18 protein-coding genes and 1 other annotated feature are annotated in these 12,642 nt (G+C 48.9%); of the genes, 3 read left to right on the top strand and 15 right to left on the bottom strand.

Translation table 11 applies throughout. The features are described from left to right. Positions 1-5: 5 nt before the first annotated feature. Genes rplN through rpsJ form a run of 12 tightly spaced genes read right to left on the bottom strand, consistent with a single transcriptional unit; the run spans position 6 to position 5,522 of the window. Positions 6-374, bottom strand: coding sequence for a 50S ribosomal protein L14 (gene rplN, locus VZT47_RS03135; protein ID WP_296955862.1), 369 nt, complete (start codon positions 372-374; stop codon positions 6-8). 30 nt (positions 375-404) lie between these two features. Further along, positions 405-665: a 30S ribosomal protein S17 gene (rpsQ, locus tag VZT47_RS03130; RefSeq protein WP_022105777.1), complete on the bottom strand. Its 261-nt coding sequence runs from the start codon at positions 663-665 to the stop codon at positions 405-407. A gap of 26 nt (positions 666-691) precedes the next feature. Then, positions 692-898 (bottom strand): 50S ribosomal protein L29, encoded by a 207-nt coding sequence (gene rpmC / locus VZT47_RS03125; RefSeq protein ID WP_291057848.1) that lies wholly within the window; start codon positions 896-898, stop codon positions 692-694. A 2-nt stretch (positions 899-900) separates the two neighbouring features. Next, a complete protein-coding gene (rplP, locus tag VZT47_RS03120; RefSeq protein WP_296955868.1) occupies positions 901-1,326 on the bottom strand; it encodes a 50S ribosomal protein L16 in 426 nt (141 codons plus the stop codon). Next, on the bottom strand, positions 1,326-2,090 hold the full coding sequence (gene rpsC / locus VZT47_RS03115) for a 30S ribosomal protein S3 (RefSeq protein WP_330223521.1): 765 nt from the start codon (positions 2,088-2,090) through the stop codon (positions 1,326-1,328). The genes rplP and rpsC overlap by 1 nt, the downstream gene beginning before the upstream one ends. Before the next feature lie 18 nt (positions 2,091-2,108). Beyond that, positions 2,109-2,444: a 50S ribosomal protein L22 gene (gene rplV / locus VZT47_RS03110; protein ID WP_330223520.1), complete on the bottom strand. Its 336-nt coding sequence runs from the start codon at positions 2,442-2,444 to the stop codon at positions 2,109-2,111. Between the two features lie 14 nt (positions 2,445-2,458). Continuing rightward, positions 2,459-2,737 (bottom strand): 30S ribosomal protein S19, encoded by a 279-nt coding sequence (gene rpsS, locus VZT47_RS03105; protein WP_330223519.1) that lies wholly within the window; start codon positions 2,735-2,737, stop codon positions 2,459-2,461. Between the two features lie 17 nt (positions 2,738-2,754). After that, positions 2,755-3,582: a 50S ribosomal protein L2 gene (gene rplB / locus VZT47_RS03100; RefSeq protein WP_330223518.1), complete on the bottom strand. Its 828-nt coding sequence runs from the start codon at positions 3,580-3,582 to the stop codon at positions 2,755-2,757. A 17-nt stretch (positions 3,583-3,599) separates the two neighbouring features. Next, positions 3,600-3,881: a 50S ribosomal protein L23 gene (gene rplW / locus VZT47_RS03095; protein WP_330223517.1), complete on the bottom strand. Its 282-nt coding sequence runs from the start codon at positions 3,879-3,881 to the stop codon at positions 3,600-3,602. Then, a complete protein-coding gene (gene rplD, locus VZT47_RS03090; RefSeq protein WP_330223516.1) occupies positions 3,881-4,507 on the bottom strand; it encodes a 50S ribosomal protein L4 in 627 nt (208 codons plus the stop codon). The genes rplW and rplD overlap by 1 nt, the downstream gene beginning before the upstream one ends. A gap of 49 nt (positions 4,508-4,556) precedes the next feature. Then, positions 4,557-5,198 (bottom strand): 50S ribosomal protein L3, encoded by a 642-nt coding sequence (gene rplC / locus VZT47_RS03085; protein ID WP_330223515.1) that lies wholly within the window; start codon positions 5,196-5,198, stop codon positions 4,557-4,559. Positions 5,199-5,210: 12 nt separating this feature from the next. Further along, on the bottom strand, positions 5,211-5,522 hold the full coding sequence (gene rpsJ / locus VZT47_RS03080; protein ID WP_008859800.1) for a 30S ribosomal protein S10: 312 nt from the start codon (positions 5,520-5,522) through the stop codon (positions 5,211-5,213). Positions 5,523-6,284: 762 nt separating this feature from the next. On the opposite strand from rpsJ, the gene VZT47_RS03075 reads away from it, so the two are divergent. Both VZT47_RS03075 and VZT47_RS03070 read left to right on the top strand, forming a co-directional pair. Next, positions 6,285-7,022, top strand: a complete 738-nt coding sequence (locus VZT47_RS03075; RefSeq protein ID WP_330223514.1) for a hypothetical protein — start codon at positions 6,285-6,287, stop codon at positions 7,020-7,022. 3 nt (positions 7,023-7,025) lie between these two features. After that, positions 7,026-7,613, top strand: a complete 588-nt coding sequence (locus VZT47_RS03070) for an exonuclease domain-containing protein (RefSeq protein WP_330223513.1) — start codon at positions 7,026-7,028, stop codon at positions 7,611-7,613. Between the two features lie 472 nt (positions 7,614-8,085). Here VZT47_RS03070 and VZT47_RS03065 read toward each other — a convergent pair whose 3' ends face one another. Both VZT47_RS03065 and VZT47_RS03060 read right to left on the bottom strand, forming a co-directional pair. Further along, the gene (locus tag VZT47_RS03065; protein ID WP_330223512.1) at positions 8,086-8,745 is read right to left on the bottom strand and encodes a histidine phosphatase family protein; all 660 of its coding nucleotides are present in this window, start codon (positions 8,743-8,745) and stop codon (positions 8,086-8,088) included. A gap of 195 nt (positions 8,746-8,940) precedes the next feature. Then, positions 8,941-9,501, bottom strand: a complete 561-nt coding sequence (locus VZT47_RS03060) for a DUF2284 domain-containing protein (RefSeq protein WP_330223511.1) — start codon at positions 9,499-9,501, stop codon at positions 8,941-8,943. A gap of 130 nt (positions 9,502-9,631) precedes the next feature. On the opposite strand from VZT47_RS03060, the gene VZT47_RS03055 reads away from it, so the two are divergent. Next, entirely contained in the window at positions 9,632-10,336 is a 705-nt protein-coding gene (locus VZT47_RS03055; RefSeq protein ID WP_330223510.1) for an energy transducer TonB, read from the top strand. Between the two features lie 465 nt (positions 10,337-10,801). Here VZT47_RS03055 and VZT47_RS03050 read toward each other — a convergent pair whose 3' ends face one another. Then, complete coding sequence (locus tag VZT47_RS03050; protein ID WP_330223509.1) at positions 10,802-11,956, bottom strand: ABC transporter substrate-binding protein; 1,155 nt, start codon at positions 11,954-11,956, stop codon at positions 10,802-10,804. Positions 11,957-12,134: 178 nt separating this feature from the next. Continuing rightward, positions 12,135-12,331, bottom strand: a binding site (T-box leader). Positions 12,332-12,642 lie beyond the last annotated feature (311 nt).

The following is a 12,642-nucleotide window of genomic DNA, read 5'->3' as shown; positions in this document are numbered from 1 at the left end:
CCCTATTAGAGCACTTCCGGAGCCAGGGAAATGATCTTCATGAAATCTCTTTCACGAAGTTCTCTTGCTACCGGTCCAAAAATACGTGTTCCTACCGGGCTCTTGTCGTCTTTAATGATAACAACTGCGTTTTCATCAAAGCGGATGTGGGAACCGTCCGGACGGCTTACACCGTTTACAGAACGAACTACAACGGCCTTGACTACCTGGCCTTTCTTAACAACGCCGCCGGGGGTTGCATCTTTGACCGTGCAAACGCAAATATCACCGATATTTCCGCTCTTACGGAAGCTGCCGCCCAGGACTTTAATAACCAGGACGTTCTTAGCACCGGTATTATCCGCAACGTTGAGTCTGCTTTCCTGCTGAATCATCGTGCCTATCCTCCTATATTCTTTCTTTTATCAGTTCTGACGGGCAACGATCTTTTCAACTCTCCAACGCTTGTCGTGAGACAGCGGGCGGGTTTCGACGATGCGTACGGTATCACCGACACGGCATTCGTTGTTTTCGTCATGCGCTTTGAACTTGGTTGTGGTATTAATGGATTTTTTGTACAGCTTGTGAGGAACCTTGCGTTCTACAGCAACAACAACGGTCTTATCCATTTTGTCGCTAACAACGATTCCCTGGCGCACTTTGCGCAACTTTCTTTCTTCTGCCACGTTGAGATCCTCCTTTGGATAAACCGTTATGCCTTCTTGGCAGCCTTCAATTCTTCTTCACGCTGAACAGTCTTGATTCTTGCGATGGTTTTCTTTACTTCACGGATACGCATCGGATTTTCAAGCTGACCTGTAGCGAGCTGAAAACGGAGGTTAAACAGTTCTTCCTTTAAGCCGGCAACTTTTTCGTCTAATTCGGCAGTGCTGAGGTTACGAATTTCATTGACCTTCATTTTTATTCACCTGCCACTTCCTGACCTTTAACTACAAATTTTGTCTTGATTGGCAGTTTATGACCTGCAAGACGCATAGCTTCTTTTGCAGCTTCGATCGGGATGCCGCCCATTTCGAACATTACACGGCCCGGTCTTACTACTGCTACCCAGTATTCAACTGCGCCTTTACCGGAACCCTGACGGGTGCCGATCGGTTTTGCGGTAACCGGTTTGTCCGGGAAAATCTTGATCCATACTTTGCCGCCACGCTTGGTGTAACGGGTCATAGCGATACGGGCAGCTTCGATCTGACGGCTGGTGATCCAGGATGGTTCCAGAGCTACCAGACCATATTCACCGTAAGTAACGGTGGTTCCACGATGTTCTTTGCCTTTCATACGGCCGCGGAACTGTTTACGATATTTTGTACGCTTTGGAATTAACATCAGGAATCACTCCTTTCAGCGGATTTCTGTCTGCGATCTCTGCGATCTCCACGACGGCCGCCTCTTCTGTTGCCGCCCTCATGACGGTTATTACGGTCTTTTGCGGTGCGGATGTTTTCATTTTCATCGACCATCTGTCCCGGTGCGAGTTCGCCCTTGTAGATCCATACTTTGATGCCGATAGCGCCATAAGTGGTATGAGCAGCGGTTACACCGTAATCGATGTTTGCGCGGAGGGTCTGCAGAGGAATGGAACCTTCACGGTAGCTTTCGGAACGGGCAATTTCTGCGCCGCCGAGACGACCGGAAACGGTTACTTTGATACCCTTTGCGCCGGCACGCATGGTTCTGCCGACAGCCTGCTTAACAGCACGGCGGAAACCGATACGTCTTTCAAGCTGGGAAGCGATGTTTTCGCCCACCAGGATAGCGCTCAAATCAGTGGATTTAATTTCAAGGATGTCGATGTCGACTTCTTTATCAGTAACAGCAGCAAGGGCTTTTTTAATATCTTCAATGCCCGTACCGCCACGGCCGATGACCATACCCGGCTTAGCAGTGTAGATAGCGAGCTTTACTCTCTTGCCTACACGTTTAATGCCAATTTTGGAAATACCTGCTACGAACAGGTGCTTCTTTAAGAACTGGCGGATTTTGGCATCTTCCACAAGCTGTGCAGCATAATCTTTTTCTGCAAACCATTTGGAATCCCAGTCATTGATTACGCCTACGCGCATTCCATGCGGATTAACTTTCTGACCCAAAACGTTTCCCTCCTTCGATTACTCTTTTTCAGAAACTTTTACCGTCAGTGTGCTGGTACGTTTCATAATCCCGAAAGCCTGTCCACGGGAACGTGGATGTACGCGCTTCATGATCGGGCCTGCATCTACAAAAATGGTGGAGATGTAGAGATTGTCAATGTTCATATTGTTGTTGTTTTCTGCATTAGCCATAGCGCTTCTCAGGGTCTTTTCAACGACGATGGATGCAGCTTTATGGGTGTTGCGCAGAATGGAGATTGCTTCTCCCGCTTTTTTGCCGCGGACAAGGTCAGCAACGACTCTGACCTTACGGGGAGAAATGCGGACATTCCTAGAAATAGCCTGAACTTCCATTTTATTCCTCCCTGTTATTTCGCAGCAGCTTTATCGCTCTTGTTATGGCCCTTGAATGTACGGGTCGGAGCGAATTCGCCAAGTTTATGGCCAACCATATCTTCAGTGATGTATACCGGTACATGCTTTCTTCCGTCGTGAATCGCAATGGTGTGACCTACGAAGCTCGGAAGGATGGTAGAAGCACGGGACCAGGTTTTAACAATTTTCTTATCGCCGGCTGCGTTCATGGCATCGATCTTCTTTACCAGAGAGAAAGCGACGAACGGGCCTTTTTTTACAGATCTGGACACTTTTACTCCTCCTTATCTTACTTGCGTCTCTTAACAATCAGTTTGGTAGACGCTTTTCTGTTGTCGCGGGTCTTCACGCCGTAAGCCGGTTTGCCCCACGGGGTTACCGGACGCTTACGTCCGACAGGAGCTTTACCTTCGCCGCCGCCATGCGGATGGTCGTTCGGGTTCATTACAACGCCGCGGTTAGCAGGACGAACGCCGAGCCAGCGGTTTCTTCCGGCTTTGCCCAGGGTGATGTTTTCATGATCTTCATTGCCTACAGCACCAATGGTTGCGCGGCAGCGGATGTGTACTCTTCTAAGTTCGCCGGAAGGCAGACGGAGCAGTGCATAGTCCCCTTCTTTTGCCATCAGCTGAGCAGAAGCGCCGGCAGAACGAACCATCTGGCCGCCTTTGCCGATCTTCAGTTCAACATTGTGAACGATGGTACCGAGAGGAATATTGGTGAATGGCAGGCAGTTGCCTACTTTAATATCGGATTCCGGACCGCTGGTAACTACGTCGCCAACCTGCAGGCCTTTCGGAGCGAGGATGTAGCGTTTTTCGCCATCAGCGTACTGCAGCAGAGCGATGCGGCAGGTACGGTTCGGATCATATTCGATGGTAGCTACTTTAGCCGGGATGTTGTCTTTATTTCTCTTGAAATCAATGATTCTGTACTGACGTTTATGACCGCCGCCCTGATGACGAACAGTCATTTTGCCGGAACCATTACGACCGCCATGATTATGAACAGGAGCCAGAAGGGATTTTTCCGGTTTATCTGTTGTGATTTCCTCAAAAGTGGAAACGGTCATCTGACGGCGTCCGGGAGTGTACGGTTTAAAGGATTTATAAGCCATTTATTTTACTCCTCCTCTTACGCTTCGAAGAGTTCAATCGTTTCGCCCGGTTTAAGGGTAACGACTGCTTTCTTCCAATCACTGCGACGACCCTGGGTACGGCCCAGACGTTTCATCTTGCCTTCATAACGCATGGTATTCACAGCCTGAACTTTAACTTTGAAAACCTGTTCTACTGCCTGACGGATTTCAACCTTGGTTGCAGCAAGGGGTACACGGAAAGTGTACTTGCGTTCTTCCATGAGAGCTGTAGTTTTTTCGGTAATAATCGGTTTCATGAGGATTTCGCGTGCTTCCATTATGCCAGTACCTCCTCAATCTTCTTTGCAGCTTCCTGGGTCAGGAACAGTTTATCACAGTTAACGATATCATAGATGTTGATTCCGTTAGCAGCATAAGCCTTAACGCCCGGGATGTTTCTAGCGGAAAGAACGGTGTTGTTTACAGATTCGCCGCCATCAACGATGAGGGCTTTACCTTCTGCATTAAATGCGGAAAGGAGTTTAACCACTTCTTTGGTCTTCGGTGCTTCGAAGTTGATTGCGTCGAGGACAACCAGTTCGTTGGCACGGAGTTTTTCGGAGAGTGCAGATTTAACAGCCAGCTGACGAGCCTTTCTCGGCATATTCTTTGCATGGCTTCTCGGGGTCGGTCCAAATACTGTACCGCCGCCTACCCACAGTGGGGAGCGGATGGATCCGACACGGGCACGACCGGTGCCCTTCTGTTTCCAGGGTTTCTTGCCGCCGCCGCGAACAAGGCCTCTGGTCAATGTGGCATGTGTGCCGAGACGTTCATTAGCCATCTGACGCACAACTGCCTGATGAATAACAGCTTCGTTGTATTCTACACCGAATACACTGTCATTCAGCTCTATTTCACCGGTTTCCTGGCCGGCTACATTATACAGCTTTACTTTCGGCATTGAGATGTTCCTCCCTAATCAGAACAATTTTCTGTTGTTCCAGACAATATTATTTTACAGGTTTAACGGTGTCCTGTACCATGACGAGGCTTCCCTTGGCACCGGGGATCCCGCCTTTGACAAGCATAAGATTACGGGCAGTATCAACTCTTACTACCTGAAGATGCTGAACAGTGACTCTTACGCCGCCCAGCTGTCCCGGCATCTTCTTGCCTTTGAATACTTTTCCGCCGCCGCCGGACATACGAGCACCGAGGGATGCTGTCTGACGATGGTTTTTGGAGCCGTGGCTTTCCGGACCACGCTGGTGATTGTGGCGTTTAATAGTGCCGGCAAAACCCTTGCCGCGGCTTGTGCCGATTACGTCTACAATCTCGCCTGCTGCGAAGATATCAGCAGCCAGAGTTTGGCCTACTGTGTAAGACGGCTTTTCAGCGAGTCTGTATTCACGCAGATATTTAACCGGGTCAATACCAGCTTTTTCAAACTGACCCTTTACAGGTTTTGTCAAATGTTTTTCTTTGACAGCGCCATAACCGAGCTGAACAGCATTGTAACCATCGGATTCAACGGTTTTTACAGCTGCTACAACGTTTGGCAGAACTTCAATAACACTTACCGGAATCAGGTCGCCGTTTTCAGCGAATACCTGAGACATTCCTAATTTTGTTCCCAAAATAGCCTTAGACATCTTTGCACCTCCTTACAGTTTAATATCAATGCTGACGCCGGCCGGCAGTTCCAGTCTCATCAGCGCATCCGCGGTCTTCTTGGACGGATCGAGGATGTCAATAAGTCTCTTGTGAATACGCATTTCAAACTGTTCACGGCTGTCTTTGTTGACATGTGGAGAACGGAGAATGGTGTACACATTCCGTTCCGTTGGAAGCGGAATCGGACCGGAGACACGAGAGCCTGTTCTCTTGGCAGTCTCTGCAATCTTCGCTGCGCTCTGATCTACAGCTTTGTGATCATAGCCTTTCAGGCGAATTCTGATTTTTTCCTGTTTCGACATTGAATAAAACCTCCTACGTTCATTTCCTGAATGAACTGCTCCGTGGAAATTCCCCTGCTAAGCAGGCCACCTTCCACTTCATAGTTTTGACTGACTCTCCTGCGGGTCCTTCGCCCTCGTACGAAAGGCCCGTAAACGTTCAGCCTTTAAATCATACTATTTTCGCTCTATAAAAGCAAGTCTTTAATTAAAATTTAATAAATATTTTTCAAAATACCGCATGAACGATAAACACTGGAGTTTCACGTTTAGGCGCTCCTTATTTTAACATAAACACGTATCCGTGTGTGTACCTATTTACGTTAGAATTTCATTAAACTTTTGATTTTTTCACGATTTTTGTGGAAACAGGAAATACAGCCCTCTCCCGGCACGAATTTCCCGCAACCTATCACTTAGTGGAATAAGCGGGCCCTTTTTTGACTTTTCTGCATCCGTCTATCCATCGAAAATCATCTCCCTCCCCTGATAAGCAATATAGAAAATGGCCGGCCGGGAATGGCTGATGGCTGTCAGCAGGCAAAGTGCGAACCACGATCCGTACATTCGGCAATGGTTCACAACGCCATTTGAGGATTGTTCCCCCTATAAAATCGTGCCGCATCAGCCCCGCACCTTCACGGACCACGAATCAAGACCACCCTGTCGGCTAACTGCTAACGGCTAACGGCTAACTACTAACAGCTATATATATGTATATAATAAGAGCCTCTCTTTGACTCATATGCTATAATATCAATGTTGAGAAACGGAGGTTTTAAGATGAAAGTCGTTTATGATGAAAGTTTATTTGATACCATTCCCGGTCTCTGCATCGGAATCCTGGCCATCCGGGCCGTGGATAACCGGGGAATCAATCTGGATGCGGAAGCTTTCCGCCGCCGCTGCTGCACGGAAGCGAACCTGCTCCTGAAAATGAATCCTGCCATGGCGGAACCGGATATCGACAAATACAGAAAAGCCCTGACCCATATGGGCCAGAAGGGGACTTCCGCACTGGAAACCGTCATTTCCGAATACAAGAAAGATCTGGGCATTGTGGAAGAAGAGGAAGCAAAGGAAGAAGGGAAATATGAAATCCTTTCCGCCCCGAAAGCAGCCAATCTGGATGAACTGGCCGGATCCGATGCCCTGCCCCGGGTAAATCCGGTGATGGATATCGTTCGCGGCGGCATGCTGAAATTCCATGTGGATATCCATGCCTACGATATGGGAGACCGGAAGACCCCTCTCATGGTCCGTAAAGAAGGGGATGAAATCGTGGTATCCCTGGGGAATGGAATTTCCACCCGCCACTGGTTCTGTGAAGACGGCGATACCGCTTTGATCGATGAAAATTCTGAAAACATCCTGGTCCTCATTACCGGTTTTGCCGACAACCGCAAGAAAGTGGCCGCAGCCAGAAATGAACTGGCCCGCCGCATGAAGACCGCTTTTGACCGGTCCGTGGAAACAGGCTGGATTGAAGTGAAGCCTTACGAATTTACCGCAACCATCTGATCTATGAAATACGCTGCACTGGATTTTGAAACAGCCTACTGGGGACCGGCCAATGCCTGCGCCCTGGGGATCGTCGTAAGCGACGGAGAAAAAGTCATTGACGAATGGTACCATCTCATTCATCCCCTGTCCATGGAATTTGACAAAGGCTGCATGATGGTCAATCACATCCGTCCGAAAGACGTGGAAGGTGAAAAGAGCTTTCCCTGGTTCTGGAAGGAGATCGCTTCCCGGTTGGAAGGAACCATCGTTTTTGCTCACAATGCCCATTTCGATATGGGCGTCCTCTCCTCGGCCCTCGATACATACTATCTCCCGGACATCCATTTCCGCTATGGAGATACGGTGGTCCTTTCCAGAAAGCTCTGGAAAGACATGCCCAACCATAAACTGAATACCGTAGCCGGACAACTGGGCTTTGACTTTAACCACCATCAGGCACTGGATGATGCCAGGGCCTGCGAATACATCGTCCGGAAAGCGCTGGAAGAAACAAAAGCCCCCTCCATCGAAGAACTCATGAAAATGACAGGCCAGAAACTGAAAAACTTCACCGTCAAACGGACGGGGATAGCCGGAAAAAAAGCATAATAAAAAGACTATGTCGATATCGGCATGGTCTTTTTTGGTTAATCAGTTATCAGTTCGCAGTTCGCAGGAAGTCGTTCGTGGCAGGAAACCGGACGTTGGAGTTAATTGGTTCCGTCCGGGATACCCTGGCCCGAAAGGAAACTATCCGTCGGGAAACTGTACATTGGGGGTAATGGGTAATCGACCACAATACTCTGGTCCGAAAGGAAACTGTCCATCGGGAAACTGTACATTGGGGTTAATGGGTAATGGGTAATAGCTAATCGCTATGTTCTTTAAAGGTCCCGTATGCCGGGGAGCTGACCATTTGGAAATGGAGCCCGTGCCATGTGAGAATTGGCCCCATATATTCTGCGGTCATCAGGCCGCCGCCTTCCCGCAATCCGCAATCCGCCTTCCGAAATCCGTCTTTCACCGCATCAGCGGCACACCTTCCCGAGATTCCCGACAACCCCGATTCAAAAGTCAGGTATCAATTATTTTTCTTCTTCTGAACGCGGCCAAAAGGCTGACTCATCTTCCATTCCTCTGGAATATAATCGTCCTTTCCCCAGTCGGAAATGGTCATTTTTCCATTTTCCACATCCACCCGGGCCAGGCCGCAGTTATTAATGGGGTGTTTCCAGAGATCGTTCAGCGGAAGACCTGCCGCTTTGAGGAGAATGGTGGAAAGGCAGCCCATGTGGGACACGAGGAGCACCGTATGGCCCTCTTCCCTGGCGAGGATTTTCTGAAAAGCCGCCCAGGCCCGGTCCTGGACCTGCTGAAAGGTCTCTCCCCCGTCTACCCTGACTTCCCCCGGCGCATTTCGCCAGATATCATATTCCTCGGGATAAAGCTCATCGATTTCCTCCGGCGTATGCCCATCCCAGCGGCCCAGAGCCGCTTCCAGAAGGCCTTTTTCCGGAATGAGAAGGATTTTCCGGCAGCCCCGGATGATGGAAGCCGTTTCAAAGGCCCGCTTCAGGGGGCTGGCATAGATGGTATCGATATGAATGTTTTTAAAATATTCCGCTGCAAAAGAGGCCTGCTTTTTCCCTCTTTCACTTAAGAGAATATCTGCCCGCCCCTGCATCCGGTGCAGCGCATTCCAGGGCGTCTCGCCATGGCGGACGAAATATATAGTCGTCATAACTCTCTCCCAATCATTTAAAAGTTCTCAGTTATCAGTTCTCAGTTATCAGTTATCGGTTCTCAGTTAAGTCAGGATTCCCGGATGACCATATCATCGCATCGATTAAAAATACAGCCTGCCTTCAGGCTCTGCCAACTGAGAACTGATAACTATTTCCTCATTGTTTATCCTATCCCATGCGCCTCAAGTGACTCATTCGATCAGCACCATCCCATAGACAGAGACTTTGTCCACGATTCCCGTAAACATGCCGGCATCGAAGCCATTGTCTTTTGCCAGGGCAAAAACGTCGATGCCGCAGGCTTCCAGCGACGGCCTGGCTTCTTCGGGATGGATGCATTTTTTGAGATTGCATACTTTGCAGAGGCGGCATCTTCCTGCTTTCAGGGCGAAGGCTTTGTAGTAATTTTTCATCATGGCCGCTTTTTCCACTTTCAGAAGGACTTTGTGAAGGCCATTGGTGATGTCGATATCGAACTGCTGCCAGTCCAGTCCTTTTTCCTTCGGGTATGGCATGGAGTACTGCACCAGAAGGCCATCTTTATATTCATCGAGGAACCGGTTCATTTCTGAAAGTGTGGGCGTGTAAGGCGGACAGCAGAGACTGTTTCCATACTGGGCACAGCCGTACTGGCACTTCATTCGGGGCCACTGGCCCCGTTTTACCTTTGTCACGTCCACCCGTTTCACGGCCGATGCGCCGGAGGAAAGGGCAAGTTCTTCCAATGATTTCCAGTTTTCTTCCGTTACCATAGGCCCTCCTTTTTCCTATTGTACCACGAGCCTGCAGAACGTATTGTAATTTCTTCGTCATGACCATTGATGTTTCATTGAATTTCAATTAAAATAAAATATAAATACTGGAAATCAGAAAGGAAATGCCATGAAAAAACTGATTGCTTCTCTCACCCTTCTTCTTGCTTTAGGAAATACGGCCCTGGCCGCTCCCCTTCCGGAAGAGGGGACCTGGCTCAATAAAGACGGCTCTCCCGTCACCGCTGAGCAGGAACAGCCCCCGCAGCTTTTAAAAGCAAAAATGCTTCCCGAGGATACCAATGTCCATGAAGCTTTGAAAATGCTCTCCCACTCTTCCGATACAGTATTACAGCTCACCATCAATGAAGATGGAGCTGTCACTCATACGGAACTGATTGAAAGCTCCACTTCCCTCATTCTGGACCAGTATGCCGCTTCTTCCGTAGAAACCTGGTCTTTCAAGCCGGCCATGCGGGGCGAAAAAGCAGTGGTTTCCCGGGCTGCCGTACCGATTCACTTTATTTCCGCTATGGTTTCCATCCCTGCCTCTCCGGTCAATCCGTTGATGAAGGACATGAATGAGGATGTACGAGCTGCTTCCGAAAGAAATGGCCACCCCATCATTCAGGTGAACGCATACATCAATGGAGAAGGAAAAATGGAAGGAAAGCCGGAAGCGGTGAAACCGGAAGGAGCCGGGATTTCTTCTTCCGATTTCAAAATCCTTGGGAAATATGCGGAAGACTGCGTAAAGAAATGGACCTTCACCCCGGCACAGAACCCGGATGGCGAAGCGATCGGATCTGATGCTCTAATAGATGTCCAGTTATAATATATGTATATAATAAAAAGACTGTGAAGCAAGCGCTCCACAGCCTTTTTATTTCCTATCCTGCCAGGCTTTTCAGCCTTTCTGCCCGAAGGCATTCCCATTTTTGCTTTTACTTTCCTTCCATTCTCCTCTGCTCAATATGACGGTCCCATCCTGCAAACCATCCTACCAGCCTGCATGCGCTCCCATCCTTCCATAAAACCTGCCATACTCCATCTATTTCAAATTCCGCCCGAAGGTGGAAATTGAAAGCAAATAGTTTCTGATTTATAAGTCTCATTCGTTAAAATGAACAGGCCTTTTGCATGGAACTCCCCTGGAGTCCCATCCCCTCAACACCCGTTTCGGCGGAGCTTCCCCCGCTCCCGGACGCCGGAAAAAAGCGGGGCGCCTTCACGGACTACGGACCACGGACCACGAATCACGACAAACGATATTGACTCAATCAATCCTCGAAGAAATGACTCACACTTTCACAGCCGTATATTTCCCGCCCTGTACTTTGAGGAGGACCAGGTCCACTTCGGGATCACCGGTATTCTTGAAGGTCATGGGGCCTACGGCACTTTCGAAATTCTTGATATTGGCCAGGGCGTCGCGGACTTTCTTCGAATCGGTGACGGTGCCTGCATTTTCCATGGCTTTGGCTGCGAGCTTTGCGGAAACGTAAGCGCAGGCAGCGAAGTTGTCCGGATCATGGTTGTATTTTGCCTTGAAATTCTTGATGAATTCTTTGGTGGCTTTGGAATCTCTGTCCGGGGACCACATGGAGGAAACGTAGACGTTATCGGAAGCAGGGCCGGCAATCTTCACCAGTTCCGGGGAAACGAATCCGTTATCGCCGAGGACCGGCTGGTTCATACCCATATCTCTCATCTTTTTCAGGATGAGACCACCTTCCTGGTAGTAACCTGCTACTACAACTACGTCCGGATTCAGGTTATGAATCTTGGTGAGCTGGGCGGAGAAGTCCGTATCTTTATCAGCAAAGGTTTCGGTTCCTACGATTTCTACCCCTTCATCCTCCAGGGCTTTTTTGAAAGTCTTGTAGGCGGAAACCTGATGTTCATTGTTATGAGAGTAGAGAACTGCTACTTTCTTGTAGCCCAGAAGTTTATGGGTCTTCTTGACGGTCTGGGGAATATTCTGGGATTCCGGTACGCAGTTTCTGAACATGTAATCCCCGATTTCGATGAGTCCTTCCGCCGTGGTGGCAGAGCCCAGAAGCGGAATCTTTGCCTGCTGGAAGAGGGGTCCGATGGCTTTATATTCGCCGGAAATCAAAGGTCCTACGACCAGGACTTTTTTGGCGGCAATCATTTTCTGAGCAGCTGCCACAGCCTGCTGGACATTTCCTTTGGTATCCACCATTTCCACATCCATTTTGACTTTGCCTTCTTTATTGATTTCTTCCACGGCCAGATCGAGACCTTCTTTTTCTGCGATGCCATAGGAAGCGACCCCTCCGGTGACACCATTGATGAAGCCTACTTTGGCCACTTTGTCTCCTGCGGGCGCAGCAGATTTATTTCCCCCGCCGCAGCCTGCAAGACCTGCACATGCTGCTGTCATCATAAAGCCGACGCCTGCCAGTTTCAGTAATTTTTTCCAGTTTTTCATATTGATTTCTCCTTTGATGAAATAGCACATGTGCAATCTTCACTCTGCCGGGGTATAAAAAAGCCTCTGCCTGCAATTGCAGACAGAGGCGCAGTGCGCGGTACCACTCCGGTTTATCACTCCCGCCGCCAGAATCTATGCGGGTACCTGATCATATAAAAGCCCCTGTCCACTATGGGACAGGGGCGAATTCGCGGTACCACCCTGCATTATACTCTGAAGGCATGGTCCTGTAACGGTGACTTCCGTCCTGATTTACTAAAGTTCAATCAGGAAGCTCGCGAGTGATAGTCCGCAGATTTTCCGCACCGGCTTTCACCATACGCCGGCTCTCTGGAGCATCCCATCTGTTTCCTTCTCGTTCACAGCATGTACTTGTTTGATGTGACTGTCATGATACAGGATGGACATTGTTTTGTCAATAGCTTTTGCAACATATTTTCATTTTTGGCATAATGACTTGTGATCATGTATTTAAATCATGGTACTGGCTCTTTAACTCTCCGGAAATACCGGAATGAAGCGGTAAGCAGAGTGATCCCTTCAACAAAAAAAGCCCGGACCTTTCGGTTCGGGCTTTTGGGCATAAGAAAACCCTCCTTTTGAAACATCTGGATGGCATTTTGCCAGGTTTCCGTATGTGCGGCTCAATCGGTGCAGAAATCGTTAGCTTATACGTATGCGTT

Source organism: Dialister sp., assembly GCF_036343215.1.
In the GTDB taxonomy this organism is placed as follows: domain Bacteria; phylum Bacillota; class Negativicutes; order Veillonellales; family Dialisteraceae; genus Dialister.
Note: the sequence above shows the minus strand (reverse complement) of the source record. Positions and strands in the feature narration are given on the sequence as shown.